The 24,442-nt window shown below is 59.4% G+C and carries 19 protein-coding genes and 1 riboswitch; of the genes, 7 read left to right on the top strand and 12 right to left on the bottom strand.

The annotated features are described in order from the left end of the window. Nucleotides 1–40 precede the first annotated feature (40 nt). Nucleotides 41–6,103 carry an S-layer homology domain-containing protein gene (locus SRB521_RS04525; protein WP_116722267.1) on the bottom strand — a complete coding sequence of 2,021 codons (6,063 nt, stop codon included), beginning with the start codon at nucleotides 6,101–6,103 and terminating at the stop codon, nucleotides 41–43. Nucleotides 6,104–6,214: 111 nt separating this feature from the next. Here SRB521_RS04525 and SRB521_RS16305 point away from each other — a divergent pair, with 111 nt between their 5' ends. The 7 genes from SRB521_RS16305 to SRB521_RS04490 all read left to right on the top strand — a co-directional run bounded on the left by SRB521_RS16305 (nucleotide 6,215) and on the right by SRB521_RS04490 (nucleotide 12,125). Beyond that, nucleotides 6,215–6,526 carry a hypothetical protein gene (locus SRB521_RS16305; protein WP_165816309.1) on the top strand — a complete coding sequence of 104 codons (312 nt, stop codon included), beginning with the start codon at nucleotides 6,215–6,217 and terminating at the stop codon, nucleotides 6,524–6,526. 156 nt (nucleotides 6,527–6,682) lie between these two features. Next, nucleotides 6,683–7,606, top strand: a complete 924-nt coding sequence (locus SRB521_RS04515; RefSeq protein ID WP_116722266.1) for a transporter substrate-binding domain-containing protein — start codon at nucleotides 6,683–6,685, stop codon at nucleotides 7,604–7,606. 94 nt (nucleotides 7,607–7,700) lie between these two features. Continuing rightward, nucleotides 7,701–8,501 (top strand): amino acid ABC transporter permease, encoded by an 801-nt coding sequence (locus tag SRB521_RS04510; RefSeq protein WP_075704310.1) that lies wholly within the window; start codon nucleotides 7,701–7,703, stop codon nucleotides 8,499–8,501. Next, a complete protein-coding gene (locus SRB521_RS04505) occupies nucleotides 8,489–9,262 on the top strand; it encodes an amino acid ABC transporter ATP-binding protein (protein ID WP_371824770.1) in 774 nt (257 codons plus the stop codon). Before SRB521_RS04510 ends, SRB521_RS04505 begins: the two co-directional genes overlap by 13 nt. A gap of 362 nt (nucleotides 9,263–9,624) precedes the next feature. Beyond that, entirely contained in the window at nucleotides 9,625–11,274 is a 1,650-nt protein-coding gene (locus SRB521_RS04500) for an ABC transporter substrate-binding protein (RefSeq protein ID WP_075704312.1), read from the top strand. An 89-nt stretch (nucleotides 11,275–11,363) separates the two neighbouring features. Beyond that, nucleotides 11,364–11,726, top strand: a complete 363-nt coding sequence (locus SRB521_RS04495; RefSeq protein WP_033118014.1) for a tautomerase family protein — start codon at nucleotides 11,364–11,366, stop codon at nucleotides 11,724–11,726. A gap of 27 nt (nucleotides 11,727–11,753) precedes the next feature. Continuing rightward, a complete protein-coding gene (locus tag SRB521_RS04490) occupies nucleotides 11,754–12,125 on the top strand; it encodes a tautomerase family protein (RefSeq protein ID WP_075704314.1) in 372 nt (123 codons plus the stop codon). A 132-nt stretch (nucleotides 12,126–12,257) separates the two neighbouring features. On the opposite strand, the gene SRB521_RS04485 is transcribed toward SRB521_RS04490, so the two are convergent. The 11 genes from SRB521_RS04485 to SRB521_RS04435 form a co-directional block, all read right to left on the bottom strand. Beyond that, the gene (locus SRB521_RS04485) at nucleotides 12,258–13,895 is read right to left on the bottom strand and encodes a Na/Pi cotransporter family protein (protein ID WP_033118012.1); all 1,638 of its coding nucleotides are present in this window, start codon (nucleotides 13,893–13,895) and stop codon (nucleotides 12,258–12,260) included. 250 nt (nucleotides 13,896–14,145) lie between these two features. Then, a complete protein-coding gene (gene yaaA / locus SRB521_RS04480; protein ID WP_075704315.1) occupies nucleotides 14,146–14,889 on the bottom strand; it encodes a peroxide stress protein YaaA in 744 nt (247 codons plus the stop codon). A 144-nt stretch (nucleotides 14,890–15,033) separates the two neighbouring features. Further along, nucleotides 15,034–15,885 carry an ethanolamine ammonia-lyase subunit EutC gene (eutC, locus tag SRB521_RS04475; RefSeq protein ID WP_116722273.1) on the bottom strand — a complete coding sequence of 284 codons (852 nt, stop codon included), beginning with the start codon at nucleotides 15,883–15,885 and terminating at the stop codon, nucleotides 15,034–15,036. A gap of 18 nt (nucleotides 15,886–15,903) precedes the next feature. Further along, entirely contained in the window at nucleotides 15,904–17,271 is a 1,368-nt protein-coding gene (locus SRB521_RS04470; RefSeq protein WP_075704317.1) for an ethanolamine ammonia-lyase subunit EutB, read from the bottom strand. Nucleotides 17,272–17,426: 155 nt separating this feature from the next. After that, entirely contained in the window at nucleotides 17,427–18,797 is a 1,371-nt protein-coding gene (locus SRB521_RS04465; RefSeq protein WP_116722265.1) for a histidine kinase N-terminal domain-containing protein, read from the bottom strand. Continuing rightward, nucleotides 18,794–19,390: an ANTAR domain-containing response regulator gene (locus SRB521_RS04460; protein WP_116722272.1), complete on the bottom strand. Its 597-nt coding sequence runs from the start codon at nucleotides 19,388–19,390 to the stop codon at nucleotides 18,794–18,796. Before SRB521_RS04460 ends, SRB521_RS04465 begins: the two co-directional genes overlap by 4 nt. A gap of 75 nt (nucleotides 19,391–19,465) precedes the next feature. Next, nucleotides 19,466–20,116, bottom strand: coding sequence for an ethanolamine utilization microcompartment protein EutL (gene eutL / locus SRB521_RS04455; protein WP_129868781.1), 651 nt, complete (start codon nucleotides 20,114–20,116; stop codon nucleotides 19,466–19,468). A gap of 150 nt (nucleotides 20,117–20,266) precedes the next feature. Then, nucleotides 20,267–20,863, bottom strand: a complete 597-nt coding sequence (locus SRB521_RS04450) for an ANTAR domain-containing response regulator (protein ID WP_075704321.1) — start codon at nucleotides 20,861–20,863, stop codon at nucleotides 20,267–20,269. A 254-nt stretch (nucleotides 20,864–21,117) separates the two neighbouring features. Then, nucleotides 21,118–22,092 (bottom strand): apurinic/apyrimidinic endonuclease family protein, encoded by a 975-nt coding sequence (locus tag SRB521_RS04445; RefSeq protein ID WP_165366559.1) that lies wholly within the window; start codon nucleotides 22,090–22,092, stop codon nucleotides 21,118–21,120. A 304-nt stretch (nucleotides 22,093–22,396) separates the two neighbouring features. Then, a riboswitch (cobalamin riboswitch) is annotated at nucleotides 22,397–22,582 on the bottom strand. Between the two features lie 133 nt (nucleotides 22,583–22,715). After that, complete coding sequence (locus tag SRB521_RS04440; protein ID WP_033119378.1) at nucleotides 22,716–23,156, bottom strand: cupin domain-containing protein; 441 nt, start codon at nucleotides 23,154–23,156, stop codon at nucleotides 22,716–22,718. Between the two features lie 33 nt (nucleotides 23,157–23,189). Beyond that, entirely contained in the window at nucleotides 23,190–24,419 is a 1,230-nt protein-coding gene (locus SRB521_RS04435) for an ethanolamine utilization protein EutH (RefSeq protein WP_033119379.1), read from the bottom strand. Nucleotides 24,420–24,442 lie beyond the last annotated feature (23 nt).

Below are 24,442 nucleotides of genomic sequence, written 5' to 3'. Positions count from 1 at the left end.
CCTGAAATCCGTACCCTGCGGCAGGATATTGTTTTTTCCGTCAGGCGGCCCATTCACAGAACCTTTGGAGCATCACGGCGGCTTCCGCACGGGTCACAACGCCGGCAGGGTCCAGCCGTCCGCTGTCTTTACCGATGAGAGTTCCCGTCCCAACGGCCCACGCCATGGATGCCAGTGCCCAATCGGAGGTCTGCGCGCTGTCCGAAAAGGCCTCCAAACTGCCAGCGTTGGAAATGTCCATACCTTTCGGGGCAGCGTAACGGCAGAGAACCGTGGCCATTTGCTCTCTGGTAATCGAGTCATTCGGTCCAAAGAGCCCGTTTCCATAGCCTTTGACAATACCGTTGCCCGAGGCCCAGGACACTGCCTCGCTGTACCAAACATCCGTGCCGACATCATCGAAGCTCACCAATGGCTCTGCCGCGTCCCCGCTCTCTTGGAACAGGATGGTGACCAGCATGGCCCTAGACAGCGTCATGTCGGGGGAGAATGTCGTTGTGGAGGTGCCGTTCATCAGACCTTTTTCCACCACGTAGGCTATGCTCTCGGAGGCCCAGTGGCCCTCTACGTCGGTGAAGTCCCCCGCATCAGTGCTCTCGGCGGGGCTTTCCGGCGTGGTCGGTGTGGTTGGGGTCGTCGTTCCGCTGGAGGAGCCGGAACCGGAACCGCTGTCGTCGTCATCGCTGTCATCGACGAGGGCGATCGTCATCGGCTCATTGCTCAGGCACTTGCTGTAAATGGTATTGGTCACAAAGAGGTAGTCGTCCTGCTGATGAGCACGGTTGACGGTAGAGTTTGCAAAGACGGTGAGGTCCATGCCGTCACTCTCGACGGCGAAGGCCTCCACAAAGCCATCCAGAGTGATCCCGTCGTCGTTCAGGCAGCAGCCGGCAAGGAAGCTGTCCTCGTCAGCAGCCTGGATCAGGACCTCCGCGCCCGCAGGCAGCGCGGTGATCACGCCGCAGTTGTAGGTGTAGATCACATAGTCGCCGTCCGCCGCCTGGCTGGCGGTGGTCAGGCTGTCGCTGGGATAGGTGACGGTGTGCAGCGCCTCCATGCCGAGAGAGGAGTAGCTCAGGCCGGAGAGAAGATTGCGGCTGATATAGCTCAGGGGACTGGTGCCGGTGGCGATGTAAGGGGTGCCCGATTTTACGGCGGTCACAGCGGCGCTCCCGTAGGAGCCGCTGTTCAGCGCCACGGAGCCGACGATCACATCCGCCTCGGCGGGATTGCTGGTGATCTGGAAGCCCAACTGCTTGTCATAGGCCATCACGTCGTAGTTGGAGGTGCCGTTGCTGTGGACATTGGTGTAATCAATGAAGCCATAGCCCTCGGAGAACCACTGTGCGTAATATCCGCTGGAGATCTGATAGTTTTCAAAGGGAGCGTAGCGCCCAGTCAGGAAGAGGGTGGGCTCCTGAATCTCATAGGCGGTGGGCATGGTGTCGGTGAAGGCTGCCACCAGTGTGTAGTCGCTGGATACGGACCGGTAGTCGGCGGCGCTGAGGACAAAGTCGCCCTTATCGCTGCCCTCGGTAATCATACCCACGGACTTGCCCGCAGCCAGCAGGGCGTTGACGGCGCGGACCGTCTCGGTACCATTGTTGGAGAGAATCGCGATGCTGCCGGAGCCGGTGCTCTGGGAGGTGGCAGACACCGTGGTCAGGTTGGTGAGGCTCCCCTCGAAGGCGCCCACTACGGTGATGGGTGTGCAGTCAAAGCCGCGCATCTCGGGGAAGTTGGAGACGGACTCGGAGTAGAGGTCGGGGAAGCCGGAGGCGGAGGCGTCCGCACCCTTCCAGAGGACGGCGTTGGCGTAGTTCCGCTTGGCCTGGTACATGTCCACGACCAGACTGCCCGCCTGGTAGGCGACGCCGTCCACCGTGACATTTCTGGTGAGCCTGGAGACGTTGGCGCCGTTGTGAATGAGGAACTCAGCCATCTCGTAGGCGTCGGCGGGATCTCTCTGGCTCTGCGCATCCACGGGGATCACATAGTACTCAGGGAAGTAGTTGTCTGTCTCCGCATAGGGCACGCGCCAGGTGTCGGATGCGAGGACGTTGTTGCTGATGTCCACATACCAGGACTCCATGTCGGCACGGTGATCCTCGTTCTCCACGCCGCGGCGGAAGAACTCAAGCTGGTTGCGATAGATGTCGTCCTTGTTCTCCATCACGTAGTCCCACAGGCCGTACATGCCGCACTCAAAGAGGCGGGTGGAGGCTTCGTTGTTGGAGGGGGTCTCAATGGTGTAGCCCATAGAGCCACAGTTGAGCATGGCGTAGCTGGGGGTGTAGTTGGTGCACAGATCGTCCCAGGCGGACCAGCCCTCGCCGGGGGTGAAGTCGTCGCGGAGGGGAGTGTAGTAGGACTGGTACTTCATGTCGAACTCGCCGCCGTACACGCCGTCGTCGGACATGGTGGCCAGCGCCGCGCCGCCGAAGGCCTCGGCGCCCAGGGCAAAGTTCTTGACCAGAATGTCATACTCCATGTTGGGCTCGTGAGGCGGGGTGCAGGGCTCTACCAGGAACTCCTCCATATAGCCGTGGAGCTCGGCATACACCACCGGGTTCCACTCGTTGATGAGGGCGGTGATGTTGGTGCTCTCGGCCTGGGTCTGGTTGGAGCCATCGCGGTTGAGGTCAAAGCCGTTGGCGTTGCGGCGGCTGTTGTAGGTGCGCCCGTCGGGGTTCTCACTGGGGCAGGCGATGATGATAAGGTTGTCCAGCAGCTCCTCCACGCTGAGAGAGGTATCAGCCACGGTGTAGTACTCGGTGGCGTCGGTTACGCCGTCGTTGTGGCCGTTGGTGTCGCTGCCGCTGATCTTGCAGGAGCCCAGGCCGGTGATGCCCAGATCCACCACATCCTCGGCGAAGAGGGAGTCTAGGTCCACGCTCTCCTTAAAGTCCGCAAGGGTGTTGTAGTCGATGGTGTCCTCGGTGGCCAGAGTCCACAGGAGGTTCATGGTGGAGTCCACGCCGGGGCACTCGTCGGGGTGAATGTTGCTGATGAAGAAGGGTACGCGGTACTCGCCGATTGTGCCGTCGTCAATCTTGGCCTGGAGGGAGGCCGGGTCGGTGAGGGCCGTCTCGTTCATGGACTTGAAGCTGTCCACAGAGTCGGAACTGTCAGAGAGGGTGACATAGTAGGTGTCCAGGCCGCCCTCACTGGTGCCGTAATTCTTGATCTCGAAGTAGCGCCCGTTGGCCTCGGCGGCGGTCTGGATGGCCTCGAGCTGCTCCAGCACGTCGGCATAGCGGGTGTAGCTGTCGTAGATATTGACCTCCAGCTCGGCCGTGGACAGCTCGGCGGAGCCGGAAAGCGCGGTCAGATCATACGCGCCGATGAAGCTCTCAAAGACGTTTCGGCTGGAGACGCTGCCCGGGGTCCCCATGGCGTTGTCGCCGGAGCGGGTGGTGAAGAAGGGGGCCAGAGTCTCAATGGTCACGGTAATGGCGGTCTTGCCATCGCCTGTGTCGGAGGCGCTGGCGCCGGTGACGCTAACGTACTGCGTCCCGTCGGTTCCGCTGGTGCCCCAGGTAGTCCAGTTCTCCAGCGCGTCGCCGGTATAGCAGTAGGGATAGAGCGCGGGGTCCTGCTCGCTGCCGTCCCGGTCCAGGGTCCAGTCCAGGGTGGCGGCCCAGGCGACGGGGTTGACGCCGTTCAGCGCGGCGGTATCTACGGTGAGGGTGGCCTGAATGGTCTGCTCGCTCTCGGAGAGGGACAGCACGTTGTCCGCCATGGTCATGGCCGCGGAGGTGACGTCCACGTCGTACTCCACGCCGAAGCACTTGTCGGCGTAGCCCAGGGCCCAGTCGTTCAGGTCATCCACCTTGCCCTGATACTCCGCCAGCAGGGCGGCGTATCCGTCAAAAGCGCCGTCAAAGTACGCCCCACAGGACTCCAGGGCCTCTTTGTACCAGGTGCCCCAAGCGGTGAGGACCTCTTTTTCATTGGCGAGCTCGTCGGTCGCGTCCTTGTCGTACTCCTCCACCCACGCGGCATGGGAAGCGGTGTTCTCCCACTCGGAGGCAAACCGCTCCACCGCCGCGTCATAGACCAGCTCCAGCATCTCGCGGGTGCCGTTCTCGTTGGCGTTGGCGGCCATGTAGGCGGTGGCCAGGGAGGTGATGCCCACGTCCTCCAGCTCACGGGCGCTGGAGAAGAACAGGGTGTCTTTGGTGGTGTGGTAGACGTAGTCGGTGAAATGCCAGGTCAGCACGGCGGGCACGCCGGCCTCCAGGAAGGCCTCGTGGTCGCTGCCGCCCTCAAAGGGGTTCACCAGCACCTCAAAGTCGGAGTCCACCTGCTCGATCACCTGCTGGGTGGCCGCCATGTAGAGGTCGTTAATGAAGTTGCCGCCGATGTCCACGGCTCTGATCTCGTCCTCGCTGCTGGCGCCCCACAGGGTGTGGGAGTCGGGCTGGCGGACGAACTCGCTGGCCGTGCTGGTGGTGACGGAGCCCACGTCGGTGCCGTTCATGGTGTCGGTCGCGTAGTTATAGTAGGCGGAGGGATCGGGGGCCTTCTCAATCCGCATGGGGCCGCCGGTCTTCTCCGGGTCCTCGCCCACCATGTCCAGGTTGACGGCGCAGATCACGTTGGCGAGCTCCTCCTGGTGGGCGTCCTGCCACAGGTAGGAGAACTCATACTCATCGCCCCAGAGGAAAGTGATGGTGCAGTCGGGACGGGCGATAACGCCGTCGTCGATCATCTGCTTCATCTTGGTGGCCAGCTCCACATTGAGGCCCACGCCGGTAGCGTTGTCGTTGGAGCTGGGCTCCTGCACGTGGGAGAGGACCAGCACCCGCTTTTCGGGGTGGACCGCGCCCTTGATCTCGGCCACGGCAGTGAGCTGGCCCTGGGTGGCGGGGTTGCTCTCATCGGTGATGGGATAGATGGAGCCCACACTGGCCACGTTCATCTCCACGGTCATGCCCGCGTCCAGCAGGTCCTTCAGCGCGTCGTACTGGTCTAGCGTCAGGTTCCACTCCACCACGGGGTTTCCGGTGTCCATGGCGGCCAGATTGCTGGACGCGCCCGCGCCGCCGGCAAACCGGGCGGAGTCGGTGAAGTGCTTGCTGTAGCTGGCAAGGGCGGCGGTGGTCATCACGGATATGGCCCCCACCTCTTGGGCAAAAGTGAAATTGGCGGCATTCCTGGAGTCGCACAGCAGGACCTTGCCCTTTAGCGCAGACTTATCTCCGCTAAACTTTGTCGCATCGCCCACGTAGACCACTTCTCCAGTCAGCCCTTCAACCTCCTCGGACACGTTGGCGGGGTCGGTCACATCTTCAGAGCGCGTGGTGAAGCTGGTATCCCTCGCCAGATGGGCTCGAAGATTTAGCTCTGCCTCGGGGCCGGTGTTGTCCTCGGTGTAGACGGTGTCGCCATCCTGGAAGACGTTGACGCGGTTGCCGTCCTCGTCCTTCTCAGTGATCCAGGCCCACATGGCCTGGATGAAGGCCTCGTCCCGGGCGTCATCGTCGCTGCCGTAGCCGTCCAGGTCCAGGCCCAGGCTGTAGAGGTCGTTGTAGTGCTCCTGGTAGATATCGCTGGTGGGATCAAAGCCGAAGGACTCCACGTTCACGGTATCCCGTAGGTCGTAGACCTTCACACCGTCCCCCAGCGCATAGACCGGGTCGTTGAGGTGCTCCTCACCCGCGCCGTCCTTGATGGAGGTGATCTCCATCCGGGCGTACTGGGGGGCCCAGACCAGAGACGTAGACATATTCTCGCTCGCGTAATCGTGCTGCACCCAGAAGTAATCCCCTGTGGTGGCGTCGCTCATATCCACGTCGGAATAGGTATAGCCCACCTCTTCGCTGGTCAGGGGCTTACCGATGAAGTCGTCAATCACGTAGTTCTGCCAGGGGCCGCCGGTGGTCCGCCAGCCCATATAGACAAAGGATAGATTGTCAAAGGCGCTCTCGCCGTCGATATACTCCTTCATGATCCCGACGATCTCCTCCAACGTCTCTGGGTCGGGGGTCGTGACCTCCGGCTCCTTGGCTGCTGTTGGGATGACCAGCATGGAAAGGATCATTGCCAGGGTCAGAATCAGGGCCATCGCCCTGCTGGGCGCCCGTCGCTTTTTTATCATGGTGTCGTTCCTCTCTTCCGTTCAATTTCTTTCCTTTTTCACTGCAAGTCCCTACCCCGTTCCATGCATGGGCAATCACCTCCGCTCCCCTTGGGAAGCGACATTCCCTCCTTGGAACATCTAAAAATAAACGGCAAGGGCGCTGAGAATTTTCTCAGCGCCCTTGCCGTGCCGGTTGCTTTCTCCATGGAATTTGTGTTTTATTTTGCCCCATTTTCTCTGGAATGTCAAGATGTCTTGCCTAAAAAAGAGCCCCTCCCGCCCACTTTTCAGCAAGTTTACAAAACAAGCTCCTCCCGCCGCGCTCATGCTGTTACATCCTCCAAAATTCCCTCTGTGGGCTTGACAGTTCTGCAACCGCGCGGTAATATACTTGCAAATCAGTCGTTTCCCGCAGCGTCTGAATCCCCATGCGCACAATGAAATGCCGCCAGAGCTGGCGGGGACGGATTTCGGTTTTCGTCCGCAAGGTTGCCATGAACGCTTCCCAATCTGGGAGGTATTCATGGCCTTTTTGTTCTTTCGGCGGGTTTTCTACGGTTAGTCTCATATTTTAAGGATGGAAGGATGGACTCTATTATGAACTGGAAGAAGTTAGCCGCGCTTACGCTCTCTCTGAGCATGTCCCTGCCTCTGGCCGCCTGCTCCGGCGGCAGCGCCTCCACGCCCGCGCCCACGGCCACCCCTGCCCCGGCAGATACCTCCGCCCCTGTCGAAACCCCCGCCGCCGCGGCCCCCAAGCTGGCGGAGGACGGTGTTCTCAAGGTGGCGATGGAATGCGCCTACGCCCCCTTTAACTGGACCCAGTCCGACGACTCCAACGGCGCGGTCCCCATCTCCGGCACGCCTGATTACGCCTATGGCTACGACATCATATTCGCCAAGGAGGTCGCCGATAAGCTGGGTTGCGAGCTGGAGGTCGTGAAGATGGAGTGGGACGCCCTGATCCCCGCCCTCCAGTCCGGCACTGTGGACGCCGTCATCGCCGGCCAGTGCATCACCGCCGAGCGCGCCGCCCAAGTGGACTTCTCCGACCCCTACTATTATGCCTCCATTGTCTGCCTGGTGAAGAGCGACGGCGCGTACGCCGACGCCACCGGCATCAGCTCCTTCGAGGGCGCCACGGCCACCTCTCAGCTCGGCACCGTCTGGTATGACACCTGCCTGCCCCAGGTCCCCGGCATAGAGGTCCTTCCCGCCCAAGAGTCCGTCCCCGCCATGCTGGTGGCCCTGGACTCCGGCGCTGTAGACCTGGTGGTCACCGATCAGCCCACCGCCCTCTCCGCCTGTAAGGCCTATTCCGGCATGAAGATGCTGGACTTTTCCGGCACGGACGACGACTTTGCCGTCTCTGAGGAGGAGACCAACTTCGGCATCTCCGTTCAGAAGGGCAACACCGGCCTCACCGACGTCATCAACGAGGTCCTCGCCCAGTACACCCCCGACGACTACACCGCCATGATGGACGAGGCGATCACCGTCCAGCCCCTCAACCAGGATTAACTTAATCCCCTCTCTCTCCCAGGCAAGTATACAGAGCATGGCAACGCCCATCCCTTCGTGGGACGGGCGTTGCCGGTTCAAAAGGAGCATGTTTATGGAAGGATTTATCCAATTTGTTTCCGACATGGGCACGGTGATGAACCGATACGGCGTCTCTCTCTTCCGCGGGGCCGGCATGACCCTTCTCATTGCCATCACGGGCACCCTGATTGGCTGTCTGATCGGCTTTGCGGTGGGCACCGTGCAGTCGATTCCCAAGAAGGCCTCCGACAGCCCCGTCAAGTGGGCCTTGATGAGCGTGCTCCGCGCCGTGCTGCGGGCATATGTGGAGTTCTTCCGGGGCACGCCCCTGATGCTCCAGGCCATGTTCATCTTCTACGGCTCGGCCTATGTGCTCAACCTCCACATGAGCAATCTCCCCGCCGGTATCTTCATCCTCTCCGTCAACACCGGCGCCTACATGGCGGAGACGGTCAGAGGCGGCATCATGTCCATCGACCCAGGCCAGACCGAGGGCGCCAAGTCCATCGGCATGAACCACCTGCAGACCATGATTTACGTCATTCTGCCTCAGACCCTGCGTAACCTGGTCCCCCAGATCGGTAACAACTTTATTATCAATTTGAAGGACTCCTCTATGCTCTCCGTCATCAGCGTGACCGAGCTCTTCTTCTCCTTCAAGTCCGCCGCCGCCGCCCTGTACCTCTATTTCCCCGCCGCCACCATCGCCATGATCCTCTATCTCATTATGACTCTGGTGGCCTCTAAACTCCTCCACCTCTGGGAGCGGGCTCTGGCGGGCTCTGCAAATTACGAGTTGGCAGAGGACACGCCCCCATCCCCCGCCGAGGGCGCCGCTTTGACTGCCGGTATGGGAGGGAGATGCGAACTATGACAAAGACGGCGAGCAGAGATTTGAGAAATCCTATCCTGCAGATCCATCATCTGTCCAAATCCTTTGGAAATCATGAGGTGCTCAGAGACATTGACTTTACCGTTTACAGGGGTGATGTAATCTCTATCATCGGCTCTTCCGGCTCGGGAAAGTCCACCCTTCTGCGGTGTGTCAATCTCCTTGAGACGCCCACCCGCGGGGAAATTCTCTTTCAGGCGCAGAATATCCTGCACCAGGGCATGGATGTGCCCGCATACCGCGCCAAGGTGGGAATGGTCTTCCAGAGTTTCAACCTTTTCAGCAATATGACTGTTCTCCGCAACTGTGAAGTCGGTCAGGAAAAGGTCCTGAAAAGGGGCCGGGACAAAGCCCGCGAAAACGCCCTGAAATATCTTCGCAAGGTGGGCATGTCCCCCTATATCAACGCCTATCCCCGTCAGCTCTCCGGCGGCCAAAAGCAGCGGGTGGCCATTGCCCGCGCCCTAGCCATGGAGCCGGAGGTTCTCCTCTTCGACGAGCCCACGTCAGCGCTGGACCCTGAAATGGTGGGAGAGGTACTGGAGGTTATGAAGACCCTGGCCCGGGATGGCATCACCATGATCGTGGTCACCCACGAGATGGCCTTTGCCCGCGATGTGTCCAATCATGTGGTGTTTATGGCGGATGGAGTGATTTGTGAACAGAGTGACCCAGAGCGTCTCTTTACCTCCCCCAAAAACAAGCGCACCCAAGACTTTTTATCCCGTTTTATCCAGCAGTGAGCGCTCGCGCCCCCTCGGAACAGGCTCATGCCGGCAACAGTCTCTATATGAAACAGTTTATGAGAGGATGCGCCCTTTTTTAGAATATTTCAGGGGTAATTCTCACATAAAATGCACACATTTGTTTATTTATTGTGTCAAAAATACACGATTCCCATTGTATCCTTGATAAAGCACTGCTACAATGAGACCATCTTTTAAAAGTCGATGAACCAACTCAGCCGGTGAGTTGTTCACCATTATGAACCATGTTAGGAGGTGGAACTCGGACTGCACCGCTGACGGAGCAGTGAATCGCAGCATATTTTCTAAGATGGCAGCAGATCAACATTTAGAGAGAAATCAGGAAGGAGAATTCCCTTATGAAGAAGTTGTTTGCCCTATTCCTGAGTGGAACACTCGTGCTGAGTGCACTGTCCGGCTGCAGTTCCTCTTCCTCCAGCACCAGCACCCCCACTCCTGCTACCACAACTCCCACTTCTGTGGACACCAGCGCCCCCGTTCCTGCCGGCGAACCCGTTTACGGCGGCACTCTGCGTATTGCCATAAACCGCTCTATCAACGCCAAGGCACTGGATCCTATTTTTGCCGATGGCACCGCCTGTGATCAAGTTGTAAATCAATACGGCGAGACGCTCGTACAGTTGAGCCCAGATGGGAGCGAGTATCTGCCCTGTATCGCTACGGATTGGACCATCAGCGATGACGGCATGACCTATACATTTACCATTCGGGACGATGTGCATTTCCAGGTTGGCGAATATCAGGATGGGCGGCTGCTAACCGCAGAAGACGTTGCATACTCCCTCAACCGTGCCCACGAGAAGGCATGGTGGAACTATATTCCTTATTTTGAGTATGCAGAGGCTATCGATGAGCACACGGTTGCCTGCCACTTAGAGTATGCAAACGCGCTTTTCCTGTACGATCTGACCAGTCCTTCCGGTGTTATGATTCCTCAGGAAGAGGTAGATGGCTGGGGCGAGGAGGAGTTTGGCTCTCACCCGATTGGTACCGGCCCCTTCAAGGTCGTGGAGCATGTTCCCGATCAGTACACCAAGTTGGAGAAGAACCCCAACTACTGGGGCGTGGAGCCCTATCTGGATGGCCTTACTTACTACATCATTGTCGATGAGGCCCAGAATATGAACGCCCTTTCTACCGGTGAGATTGATGTCTCTGTCAACATTGCCGGCGACTACATCAAGCAGGTTAAGGACAACTCTAATCTGGTGCTTGCCCAGGGCCCTCAAAACCGTATTGCCTTCTGCGGCTACAACATGTCTGATCCCATTCTGTCTGATAAGCGGGTGCGTGACGCTATTTCCATGGCGGTGGACAGGAATCAAATCGTCAGCGCCGTCTATGCCAATGGCGACGGTATCGCCTGCTCTCTCCCCATCCCTGTCACTTGCTGGTTGTATGACGAGTCGCTGGAGTCCCTCGCCCCCGCCTATGACCCTGAGGGTGCCAAGAAGCTGCTGGAAGAAGCCGGTTACCCCAATGGCTTCGACATCGTACTCTCTGTCGGCCAGTCGGATGCCTATGTCCGAGCCGCCACCATCATCCAAGCTATGCTGAGTCAGATCGGGGTAAATGTGGAAATTCAGAGCATCACCCCCACTGAAATGACCGACCGGCTTCTCAACAATACCGTTCAGCTTTTCATGAGAGACGGCGGTCAGGGCGGCTCCACCGACCCCGCCAGCTTTGTGGGCAATTTCCTGGACTCTTCCAAACTGCACACCAATTACAACGCATGGTGTTATGAGGATCCTGAAACGGACGAGTTAGTCCGCAAGGCCGCTGCCTCCACCAACCAAGAGGAGCGTATTGAAATGTACCAAGAGCTGCTTAAGGAGGCCATGGATACAGATATCGGCCTCTTCTATGCCACACTCAACACCTCTTGGGGCATGCAGAACAACGTACATGGCTATGTACTGGAGACCGGCGCCGTCATGCGCGTGTGCGGCCTGGAAGGAACCGGAATCAACATCTGGCTTTCGTAAAATCAAACAGCAGGACAGCATGGACAAGACGGTCCATGCTGTCCCCCTTTTCCTCACAACCATCCCACAGAAAAAAGGAGCAGATAGTTATGGCTACTATGGTCGCATACACCGCACTGGAGTTGACGGAAGCGCAGAAGCGTGCGCTTTGCGCCGGCGTCGAAAAGGGCGCCAGCGAGGCCTTTGAGATCGACATCAGCATCACCGAATTGATGCTGATGCCCACCATCCCCCCGGAATGTCACGGTCCCAGCGTCACCGGACAGATCACCTATTTCGTCTATACCGCGCCCAATAAGACCGACGAGCAAAAGCGCCGGCTGGTCAAAAATCTCTACGATGCAACGGTCGCGGTCACGGGCCCGCTCGGGAAAAACAAAGTCGTCGTCATCATCAAGGAGCACACGAACAACAATGTGGGCGTGGACGGCGTACTGAAAAGCGATATGTAATTTAAGAACCGGAAAGGAACGATTTTTATGGCAACCATCATCGGCGTCACCGCACTCCCCCTCACCAAGGAACAGCAGCAGCAGCTCTGCGCCGGCGTTGCGAAGGGTGTGTGCGACGCGTTTCACCTGGACATCAACGTGAGCTCCATGATGCTCCTCCCCTCCCTGCCGCCGGAGTGCCACGGCCCCAGCGTCACCGATCAGATTACCTATTTTATCTATACCGCGCCCAACAAGCCCGACGAGCAAAAGCGTGAACTGGTCAAAAATGTACATGAGGCCACCGTTGCCGTGACGGGCGACCGGGGCAAGGGAAAAGTGATCGTGATCATCAAGGAACACGCAGACAATAACGTGGGTGTAGACGGTGTGCTGCGCCTTGACGCCAAAAAGAGCTGACCCGTCCCGGACCCTTTTTCCCCGGTGAACACCGGTAACGATCGGCAGGGCCCAGCGGCCACGTCAATATCTCTCCAACATCAGCGGAGGCCCCGGCAAGTTTGCCGGGGCCTCCGCTTCATCTCGCCCACTCTAGCTCAGGCTGGCGCCGGAACGCTCCTGGGCAATATTGAGCACATGGTCGCCGATCCGCTCAAAATCTGTAAGCATCTCCGAGAAGAGGATGCACCCTTCATCCGAGCATGTCCCGCTTTTCATACGGTTCAGCTGGCTCTGGCGGTATTGGCTCGTCATATCGTCCATCTTCTGCTCCAGCGCCGCCACCCCGGTGAGCCAGCTCACCGCGTCCGATACGTCTGTCCCCAGCGCGTCTATCGCCTCCATGCAGACGCTCCGCATCTCTGCGATCTCCTCCCGGGCCTCTTGGGAGAAATGGACGTTCTTTTCCTTCAACAGCGCGCTATAGCCGCAGATGTTCATGGCGTGGTCGCCGATCCGTTCGATATTTCCAGTAATTTTGAAATAGGCGCTTACCGCCGCGGAATCCGCCTCGTTGGTCTCATGGACGATCACATGGGAGATAAACTGTGAGATCTCCTTATTCAGAAAATCGATATACTCCTCCACCGTCTCCTCCCGCTGGATGAGAGCCGGCTCCCGGTCCAGTACGGCCTGAAAGGCAGTGGCCACATTCTCCTTTGCCATCGCCAGCATCCGCTCCAGCTCCTGCTTGAGCTGTGTAATATAGATAGCGGACACACCGATGGCCCGGTCCTGATTGGCCTTGATGGGTGTGAGATACATAAGGTGCATCCCCTCCTCCATATCCTGCTTTCGCTCAGGCAGAATATGCATGGCCGCGCTCACCAGCCCGTTGCCCAGCGGCAGCAGGATCAGTGTGGTGACAATATTAAAAATTGTATGCATATTGGCGATCTGCGCGGCCGGGTTCGTGGGCGTGATCCCCTGGACCACGCCCACCAGGGGGGTGAGGATACACAGAACTGTGAACAGAATGGTCCCGATAACGTTGAACATCAGATGGATGATGGTGGCCCGCTTGGCATTGCGGCTGGTGCCGATGGAGGCCAGCACAGCGGTGATGCATGTGCCGATGTTCTGCCCGAAAAGCACATATACCGCGCTGGGGAGCCCGATGACTCCACTGTTGGCCAGCGCCTGCAAGATACCCACCGAGGCCGAGGAGGACTGAATGACCGCAGTAAACAGCGCGCCGGCCAAGATCCCGATCACAGGATTGGAGAAGGTGGTCATCAGGCTTACGAACCCGGGCATCTCCCGCAGCGGCGCCATGGAGGCGCTCATCATATCCATCCCGATGAACAATACGCCCAAGCCGCCGATGATGCTGCCGAAGTGGTGGCTCTGAGGCTTTTTCAAAAACACCATCATCGCCACGCCGATAAAGGCGAAGAGCGGCGCCAGCACTCCCACATCCAGGGCGATCAGTTGTCCGGTGATGGTGGTGCCGATATTGGCCCCCATAATGATCCATACCGCCTGCCGCAGGGTCATCATGCCCGAGTTGACAAAGCCCACCACCATCACGGTCGTGGCAGAGGAGGACTGGATGACCGCAGTGATGACCGCGCCCACCAGTATGCCCAGCAGTCGGTTGGCCGTGAGCTTTTCCAGTATCCCCTTCATTCGATTGCCCGCCGCAGCCTCCAGGCCGGAGCTCATCATCTGCATCCCGTGGAGGAACAGGGCAAGCCCCCCCAGCAGACCCAGAATATTCGTAATATCCATGCTCTCTACTCCTTTTCTGTCCACAGATGGAAGAAGACATAGCCCGCGGCCCCGGATCGGGAACGCAGGTTATGTCTTTTCAACAAGGCCGAGGAAGCGATTCTGTTTTTGAGTGAGCCCGACATCCCTCTGTTCGGCGTCGTCCAGCATCGTACCAAAAGCCCTTTCTTTCCAAAACGCGGTTTTCGACAGAATAAAGTATACCCAACCTTTACATGCCCGTCAATGGCTTTTACACGAACTTTACAAATTATGTCCGCAGGAAAACCGGCCGCTCCGGAGTCGACAACTCCGAACAGCAGCGGAAGCCCAGCCGATCAAATTCAGTCAGCGCGTCCGGCTCGTCGGTCCCCTGTTCCGCCAGGAAGCGGACCATCTCTCCCCGGGCCATTTTTACATACACACCCTTCTCCACGACCCTTTCCGCACCGTTCCGCTCACCGAATATGGGCGTTATTACCCGAATGCCGGGCGGCAGGTGGGGCAGCACGCTGCGGCTGTACTCCGCAGAAGCGAGATTCAGCAACACCCCCTCCCCGTCCAACTGCCTCTCCAAGTCCTCCCCCCAGAAATCATACAGGCTTGCACAGAAATCCGTCTTCAGCTTGGCCTGCATCTCCAGGCGGTAGGGCCGCACTCCATCAAAGGGCCGCAGGACCCCGTAAAAACCGGAGAGGATGCGCAAATGCTCCTGCACATACTCCAGCTCGTCGCTGGTAAAGACTGCTGGCGCCATGTAGCGGTATTGGATGCCTTCGTAGGCCAGCAGCGCCGGAGTGAGGTCCCGCTCCAGATCCATGGTCTGAAAGCGGACATAATTGAGTTCCGCAATCTGGTCATTGCAGGAGAGCAGCTTCCGGAGGGACGGAACGTCCAGCCCCCTCAGATGGCGCAGCAGGACCCTCGTCCTGGGCAACAGCGCGGGCAGGTCTCTGCAGGCAAAGGAATCGATATCTTCCTTCATTTTTTTCGCCGGTGAGATGATGATCTGCATCGATATGTTCTCCCGTTTTTGCTTTCAGTGTACCACACCGGGTCCACTGCGCGCAAGAAGCGGGCAATCAAAACCCGCCTGCCTCCCGGCGGCATATGTGGCAGAAGAGCGGGCGGCAAGCGCCGCCCGCTCTTTCCACCGTATTTACATCTTCAGATCTACGCCGCTGGCCTTTTGTTCCAGCATTTTTTTTGCGATGGAGGCAATATGGGCGCCCGCCTCAGCCGGGTTGGTGCCACCCTGGTAGATGTTGGAGACCACCGTGCGGCCCGCCTCCGGCATCCCCGGATAGCCCCTGTAGGTCATATAGGCGCTGAGGGATTCTCCAGTGGCCAGCCCCGGACGCTCTCCCAATAGGACAATGGTGACCTCACTGCCCAAGGCCTTGGCCACCTCATCCATGGCCCCGACCCGCCCATACTTTACATAGAAGGGAGTCCCCGCCTCGATGTGCTGGGATTTGAGGCCCTGCAGCAGCGCCGGCAGCAGATCGGGGATATTGGCCTCCACAGCTGTACTGGAAAGCCCGTCGGATACGTACACCTGCACCTGGGGATTCGCCTTGCATTTGCTCTTCAGCGTGGCGACGGTATCCGGGTCGAGGAGCCGTCCCAAGTCGGGCCGCGTGAGAAATTCATCCTTGGAGGTGCACCGCGTAGTGACCTGAAAGAGCCCGTTGGCTGCCAGGAAGTCCTCGGGGACGTCGGTAAACACCGCGTCCATCGCCACCGCATGGTCTGCGCGGAAGCGCAGGTATGTCTTGGTCCTGTAGCGCGGTCCCGCCCGCCATACGCCCAGCCGAGCCGGGGTACGGGCCTTCATGTTGAGATACTCCTCGGCGTTGGCCGGGTCAGGTACAGCCAGCTCGGCCCGCAAGTCCACTTTGGAGAGGTCGGGCACCTCGCCGGGATCAACGGCAGGAGATACCGGCGGTATCCCGCCCGTCACCTCCTGTACGGCCTTTCGGATCAGTTCTGTCAGTTGCTCTGTATTCATCATGATCTCTCCCCTCCCTTATTTCAGGAAAATAGAGCCGTCGCCCGCCCGGGCGGTGAGGATACCATTTTCGTCCATCAGGTCCATCTTCATCATCCACCTGTGGAATTCCGGTGCGGGCAGCCGGTGGGTCAGCTCCCGCAGGGTGGCGTCGTCATGAAAGCTGGTGTCCTGGTAAGAGAGCATCACGTCGTCTCCCACGGGAACGCCCATATAGTAATTGGCTCCCGCCATGGCCAGCAGCGCGGTGGCCATCTCCTGGTCGTCCTGGGTGATGGAGGTGTGGTTGGTGTAGCAGGGCGCCATACCCATGGGCAGACCGATGAGCTTGCCCATAAAGTGGTCCTCCAGATTGGCCCGGATCATCTCCTTGCCGTCGTACAAGGTCTCGGGCCCGATAAAGCCGGAGACATTATTGACCATGAACGGGTTGAAGTACCGGCCAAAACCGTAGGTCCTTGCCTCCAGCGTCATCTCATCCACGCCGCCGTCGGCGCCGATGGACGCCTCGGAGCCCTGCCCGGTCTCAAAGTAGAGGAGATTGGGGCCCAGGCCGGTGCATTTCTCCCTCGCCAGCGCGTATGCCTCCTCCAAAAGCGCGCGGTTCACGCCGAAATTGTCATTGGCCTCCTGGGTCCCGGCGATGGACTGGAAGAACATAGACAGCGGCGCGCCCTGCCGTACCGACTCCATCTGTGTGGTGATATGGGAGAGTACGGTAATCTGAGTTGGAATGCTGTTCTTGACCACCAGGTTCCACAGGCCGTCCGCGATCCGCCTAGTGGTCTCCGGGTCGTCGGTCACAGGATTGATGCCCAGGCAGGCATCTCCGCTGCCGTAGGTGAGCCCTTCCATCACACCGATCAAAATTCCCTGCACATCGTCTGTAGGGCTATTTGCCTGCAACCGATAGGACAGTGTTCCGGGAAGTCCGATTTCGGTCACGCACTTGGTGGGCCGGTGGATCTTGCTGGCCCCATACACCAGGTCCAGGGTGGACATCAGCTTTGCCACGGCGGCCACCACCTCTCCGGTGAAGGCCCGTCCGGCCCGGCCCAGCTCCTCGCTGGTAGTGCGGTGGTCCAGGACCCACTCCCGCAGCTCGCCGATGGTCTTGCTCTTGAACCGCTCATACATGGGGCGGTTCAGCCCGTCAAGGTTCACTCGGGTGACCTCATCCGTCTCATAGGGCAGCGTGGGATGTTCTGTGAGCTCCTCCACCGTCATCTCCGAGAGGACGATCTTGGCCGCCACGCGCTCGGAGGCCGTCTCCGCCGCGATCCCCTGGAAGCGGTCCGCGGACTTGGGCTCGTTGGCCTTGGCGAGGACATCCGCAATGCTTTTGAACTCATAGGTCTTTCCGTTGAGGCTCGTTTTCAGCTTCATGCTCGGTACTCCCTTCCTTTTTATGCTGTGATTTTCGGGACAAAAAAGCAAAAAAGCTCAGAGGCAGCGGTTTCCGCTGTCTCCGAGCTGCATCGCTTCGGCCCGTCCTTCGCCGCCTTTCTTTAGGTCGGCATGGGGCTCTCTATTTTTTGCGTTCAGGCGATAAAATCAAAAACTACCGTGGTCCCTCCTTTGTCGGATTGAATGGTCAGCTCACCGTTCAGCTTCTCCCGGACCATGGTGCGGACCAGCCCCAGGCCAAGGGTATCCCCTTCCGCCCGGTCCGGGTCCATGCCCACGCCGTTATCCCGGACCGAGATGCGGGAGAACAGCGGCGTTTTGATGAGTTCAATGAGGATAACACCCGCGCGCCCGGCCGGGAACGCGTGTTTGACCGCGTTCTGCACCAGCTCGTTGACTACCAGGGAGATCGCAGAGGCCGCCTCGGCGGAGACACGCAGATCGTCTCCACAGACCCGGATGGTCACAGGCCGGGCTGGCCCCAATGAGTTTTGCAGAATATTGGTGCGCACCCGCTCCAGCACCCCCCGCAGGGAGAGTTCATCCTGCGCATTTTGTGCCAGGGCCTCCTCCAGCGTAATATTGAGAGATAAAATGCGTCCGGCGGTATCCCGCAAAACGGACTGCACCTCTGGAAGCGCCGCGTTCTCCTCTTGGTAGCGGAGGAGGGAGGCCAGGAGCTGGATGCTGTTTTTCATCCGATGGCGGAGCTCCCGGACGGCCATGGCCTGGAGTCTGGCCTCCTTCTCCTGCCGCCGGAGTTCGGTGATATCTTGAATGACCAGCGCATAGCGGATGTTGTCCCGCTCCAGCTCCACCTGACGGTAGCGCAGGACACAGTCGCCGGTGGCGATCTCCCGCCAGCCTCCATCCGCCTCTGCGCCTTCCACATCCAACAGGATGTTGGCCGCAGACATTCCCAAAATATCGCTGACATAGCCCAGCCGCCGATAAAGTTCCCGGGCCGCACTGTTGCACGCGCAAACCATATTTCCGGTGTCCACCAGCAGCACAGCCTCATCAATGACCTGGGCCAGCCATTGACTGTCCCCCGCCTGGAAGGACCTATCCCCATCCGGCACAGAGGAGATCACCTCCGGCGCCAGCGACGCTTTCTTTTCATAGATCAATACAGCAATGAGCCGCCCCTCGAAAAAAATGGGCTCCACGGTCTGGACCACTCTTCCATTTTCGGGGACCGACACGGCCTTTCTTCCGATCGTGGGCACCCCCAACCGAAAGGAACGCTCCATGGCCGGCTCGTCCAGCCAATTCATAGGCATTCCCAGCAGCGGCTTGGAGTAGGACGAGGCCACCGTCTGGGGCTTGGCCTCCCCCACCACGATGGCCGACTTCCCCGTGCAGGAGCGGCAATCAATGAACACATCGGCCTGGGCGGCGTTGGCCAGGGCCTGGAGCGTCTTATTATACTCTTCCAGGTAAGAGATCTCATCGTCGGTGAGATCGGTATACTTCTGGCACAAAATACGGGTAATCTGATTCACAGGGGCGCCTCCCCTTTCTCCAGGATCGAACGCGCAACCTGCTCCATGGAGAGGTTTTTTCGCCGGCTCAGCTCCCGGATCAGCACATAGGCCTCCTCCTCGGTAAGACCGCGCTCCTCCATGACGGTCAGCTTGGCCAGATCCACGATCTCCCGGCTGGCCAGCCGACGCTTCAGGCTTCCGCAGTTCTTCTCCAGCAGATAATACTCCTTGGTATGGCTCAGACAGAGCTCCAGGGTGGGCAGGATGTCCTCCGCCCGCAAAGGCTTTGTGAGATAGCCCGCGGCCCCCGCCGCGAGGGCCTGCTCCACGCAGGACTGGTCATCAAAGGAGGTAAGCATCACGATGCACCGGGCGCTGCGCTCCTCCCGAATCAGCCGCGCGGCGTCGATCCCGTTCAGCAGGGGCATTTTCACATCCAAAAGCACCAGGTCGGGCCGCAGCTTCCGGCACAGCGCCACCGCTGCCATCCCGTCGGCGGCCTCCCCCGCCACGCGGTAGGACGTTCCGTCGAAAAAACGTCGCAGCCCCTCCCGGATCGGGCGGTCGTCGTCCACCAGAAGGACGGTCTTCTCACGTTCCTGGTCCGCCATATCCATCCCCCCGTCACATTCTTTTCAGCCTCGGCCTCCCCGTACGGCTGTGCGCGGGGCAATCCAGCCGTATGCTCAGTCGATGGGATTGTCGGCCACGAACTCCACCGCGGCGGCGAAGGCGTCGCAGGCGGACTTACAGGCGGACTGGCTGCCTGTCAGCAGGCCCCCGCCGAAGTTGGTCTCGCTGGGGGGCGCGTACAGCACGCACAGGCGCACATCCGCCGCCTTCAGCGCCGCATCCACTCCGTACATCGCCTCCAGAGGGGGCGCGATCAGATACGCCAGCGCCTCTCCCTCCGCGATCCCCGCTCCCTCGGACAGGTAGGAACCCGTGCGAGAGATGCAGTGGGCATAGTACACGATGGTGTCGTCCTCATTGGCCGAGACGAAGTGGCACACGTTCTCGATCATATCCACGCAGGCGGCCAGACCGGCCTTCGCCTCTGCGGGGTTGGGGGCGGCCAGGATGCCGATGATCTCGCCGGCCAGCTTGGTGTTGGCGTTGGCCGCGCCGGCGTAGAAGCTCTTGGCATATGCCACGCGGCAGTCGGCCTTCTTCGTGGCCTCGTCCAGGGCGGTATAGGTCACATCATCACAGTCGGACGTGACCAGGGCCAGGGACTTCTCACCAGGCAGAAGGCCCAGCTCCTTGGCCAGATCGGCGGCCACATTGGGAATGATCTTGGTCGCCAGGACACTTGCTCTTACAGGATCCCGCTTCATATTTGTTTCCTCCTCATCGTAACGACCCGGGCTCTGTTTGAAAACCCGGGAAGGGTCATACGGACGGTGGTTTTCCCCGCCCAAGCATGTCGTTTTCGATCGACACCCTGTCGAACCTGAACATAGAGCTCTCCCTGGCCAGCAGACCGCTCACTGCTCCGGATTGGCCCCGGGCAGCACGGTGAAAAGCTCCGCGATTTTCAAAAGAGGCATCCGCTTCTCCTCCGCCACCCTCCGCAGAAAGTCCAGCGCATCCCCCGCATTGAGCTTCTCCCGCTCCATGACGGCACATTTGGCCCGCTCCAGCGTCCGGTGCTCACTGATCTGCCGTTCGACTTCGGCACAGTCCTGCCGGATGCGCTCCATGGCTCTGTTCCGCGCCAGAGCTGCGGCCAACCCCGGCAGTAGCTGTTTTTCCGTCACCGGCTTTACCAGATAACCTCCCGCTCCCAGATCTCTGGCTGCGGACACCAGCCTTTCGTCCGACCGCCCTGTCACAAAGAAGACCAGCTCCGCCAAATGCTCCTTTCGCAGGTAGGCGGCCGCCGAAAGGCCATCCAGATAGCGCAGGGGGATATCCAGAAAGACCGTCTCCGGCCGAAGCGCCTCACAGAGCTGGACCAGCTCCACGCCGTCGTTGGCTTCTCCGGCGACCGTATATCCGCCCCGCTCCAAAATCCCCCGCAGTCTCCCGCGGTCCTCCGCGCTGCTGTCTGCCAGGACAACATAGTTTCCCTTTGCCTGCATATTCCACCACACATCCCCCAAGGGGCCTTTCAACAACAAAAAAAGCGCACTCAAACACCGGACGGGTGCTCAAGACGCTTCCGCACATCTCGCATAACAGGCAGATCCGCTCTTTCGCGTGACCCGCTTGACGTTATTTGAATTATACACAAACCTTGGGCTCTTGTCAATGTTTCTTAGGCCTTTTGCCGGGAATTTTCCCAGTGGAAGAGGGACGCACCCGCGTGCGCCCCTCCCCCAACGGACTTTCTTTTCTAAAGAACGCCCAGAGCCCGGCTTTGGATCTCCAACCGCTTGTCCCGCTCCGCACGGTTCGCCGCAGAGAGCTCATGTACCAGCCATTCCGGAGCGATCCTTTCCACCAGCGCCCGTACGGCGGGGGTGGTCCATGGGCGATGGGTATCGATGCTCAGGATATGCTGATAGCTCTGGCAGAACTGCTCCGCATAGTCCACCGGCCAGGGGTCCGGCAGGCTGCCTGTGTGGGCCTTTACATAGGCGCCGCTGAGGCTCTGGTGGAGGTGGATTCCCCGGACCATGCTCCCCAGCCCGCCGTGCTCCTCCAGCATTCGGCTGACCCAGTCCGCCCCTTCCTCCTGTGTCCTGAGCTCCAGGTTCGCATTCATCAAATGGCCGGTATCCAGCATAATGCCCTTATTCTCATACTGAATGCCATCCAGCAGGCACCTGGTAAGCGCCGGCATTGTGAAGGTGAAGCCCGGCCACCACTGGTTCTCCACCAGGAAGGCCAGTGTAAGATTTCGGCCCGAAAGCAGCGTGTTGATGGCCTCCAGCGCCGCGTCGACGACCTCCTGATGGCTGTGCTCCCAACGATAGGTATAGCCCTCCTCCACGGACACATCCGAGACGTGGAAGACCACATACTCGGCCCCCCACCGCACCGCACGGTCGAGATCCTCGGAATAGAGCTTCAACAGGGTGTCCGGCCCCTCCGGTCCGCCGTAAAAGGAGGTCCATGCGGTCGCGCTCCCAAACTTGCGGGTCAGCGCCCTCCGGTCCGCCCGCCAGAAATCCAGCCAGTCCGGGAAGAAGGTCAGATGGTATCCCACATGGAGATGCTCCGGGATATTCTCCGGCAGGTCTTCCCCGCCCCAGATCACCTCCAGCCCGTCGCAATCAAAGTGTCGGCAAGCTGCCTCCAAGCTCCTGGTCGGTGGATACTCCGCCAGCGTTCCGGCAGTCATCGGCATACTGATCAGCTTTTTCAACCAAACGCCTCCTTTCTCTCATATGATCTGAAAAAAAGCCGTGGGGCAACCCCTACGTCGGAGCGCCCCACGGTCTTCCCACAGGTGGATATTCCTGGTATGGGCGGGCCCCGCAGTGGCAGCTACGGGCCCGCGTCCTTCTTCGGATCGCCATACCAGTCCAAAGGGAGGTGAAGAAGCCACCTGACACGTCACATAAGGAGTGAGCGCCGACAACAAAAAAGCCGTATCCTCTAACAAGGATACAGCAATAGCCCTGTGGAAGTGACACAGGGGCTGCACCCTCCTAAGCGCGAGGAGGTCTCTCGTGCGCCATACACAGGCAGGTATTCTGACTTAGGTGTCAAACGCGCTCCCCGCCTTCCCAGAGTTCTCACTCCAGTGACATCTTGGGGTCCGCTTCACCAATACAGCAACGGCTTTGTGCGGGATTCTCACCCGACTTCCCTTTTGAGCAAATGAGACCAGCACCTGCGTACCACTTATGATTCAGTTGTCAGCTTGGCTGGTTTTATTATAATCTCCTCTTCAACCCCTGTCAAGGGGAAAAGGAAAAATCTGAAAGACAATATCCCCCCGCCGCCCAATGGGCGGCGGGGGGATGGGAAGGAGGTCCCGCTTCCTTACTGCCAGTCGGCAGGGAACACGGTATAGGCGTATTTGGCGTGATCGGGGGTGCTGAAATGGATATGGCTACCCTTGGGGATGTAGATGACGTCTCCGGCATCTCCGCCTACCACACGCCCGTCGATCTTGATCTCCAGACGGCCTTCCAGCACGATGTCCCACTCGTCATAGGTCAGGGTCCACTCGAAGTCGGCTCCGTCGGTGAGCTCCATGATGCCGCAACCCATGCGGGGCGCCTCTTCCAGAGTGGCTACATCCTTGAGCTTGACGTCGTTCCGCCCCTCAAAGGGCTCCAGCTTCACGGTGGAGGTCTTGACGCTGAGTACGCCGCTGGGATCGACGTGCTTCTCAAAGCCACAGCCGCAGGAGGACGCGGCGGCCGTCTCCGAGAGGACCTTTTCCACGATGCTGCGGATGAGTTCTTCACTTACATTCATAGCGATTCCTTACCTTTCCAGGCGGTCTTGTTGTCAGAACTTTACGTTCTCGATCTTAGCCAGCAGTTTGGGGGCCAGAATATTGGCCACGATAATGGCGGTAACACCAGCCACCAGCTTGCCCACGATCACAGGGAAGATCATGTCGGGGTTGTTGCCAGCGGTAAAGCCCAGGTGATCGCCGAACACAAAGGCGGCAGACACGGCGAAGGCCACGTTCAGCAGCTTGCCCTTCGGGTTCATCTCGCCCATGATGTTGAACATGGCGATGTTGTTGGCCAGATTGGCCACCATGCCGGCAGAGCCCTGCTCGTTCATGCCCAGAGCGGCGCCGATCTTCTCCAGGGGCTTGCCGAAGGTACGGGTGATCCACTCCACCATGGGGAACGCGCCGATGAGGACGATGGCGATCTGACCGCAGGTCAGCAGGCCGCTGTCCAGGCCGCGGGAGCCGTCGGCGGGGTTCTCCACCATGATGTGGAACACGGGGAACATGATACCGGTGATCTGCTCGAACACCGCGATGGCGGTGAGGGCGGTGATCACGATGGTAACGCCGGTGCCGAACTTGTTAAAGCCGTTGATCATGGGACCGGGGGCGAACCACAGGCCGAGGACGATCAGGGCCGCGATGATGATTACGGGGATCAGGTTCTGGATGATGGTGATGAAGTTGAGGTGATACTCTGGGGCCAGGGTATTCATCATCAGGCCGCCGACAATACAGCCAATGGGCACGGTGATGAGACCGGCCAGGACGCCGGCACCCAGATAGCCGCGGTCTTCCTTCTTGATGATGCCCAGAGCCACTGGGATGGTAAACACGATGGTGGGGCCCATCATGGTGCCCAGAATCAGGCCGGCAAAGTTTCCAATGGCTACGTCGCCCTCGGCCAGCTGCATGGCCAGAGGATAACCGCCCATGTCACAGGCCAGCAGGGTGGTGGCGAACATGGCGGGGCTGGCTCCGAAGATGCCGTAAATGGGCTTCAGGATGGGGCCCAGCAGCATGGACAGCACCGGGGCGGCCGCCACAACGCCGGCCATGGACATGGCCAGAGGGCCCATGGCGTTGAAGCCTTCCTCAAACTTTTCGCCGTAACCCAGCTTGTTGCCGCAGATCTTATCGATGGCGCCTACGAGCATGAAGATCATCATGATCATCATGATCACGGAGTTGATGGAAATACCGGAGATCCATGCGGAAATACTCTCGGTAAAGACACTGGGGTCGGCAGCAGCAATCAGTTCACTAAAATCCATATTATGCTCCTTCTCCTTCTCTT

This window comes from Intestinimonas butyriciproducens (genome assembly GCF_004154955.1).
Classification (GTDB): Bacteria; Bacillota; Clostridia; order Oscillospirales; family Oscillospiraceae; genus Intestinimonas; species Intestinimonas butyriciproducens.
This window is presented reverse-complemented; position numbering and strand designations above follow the sequence as displayed.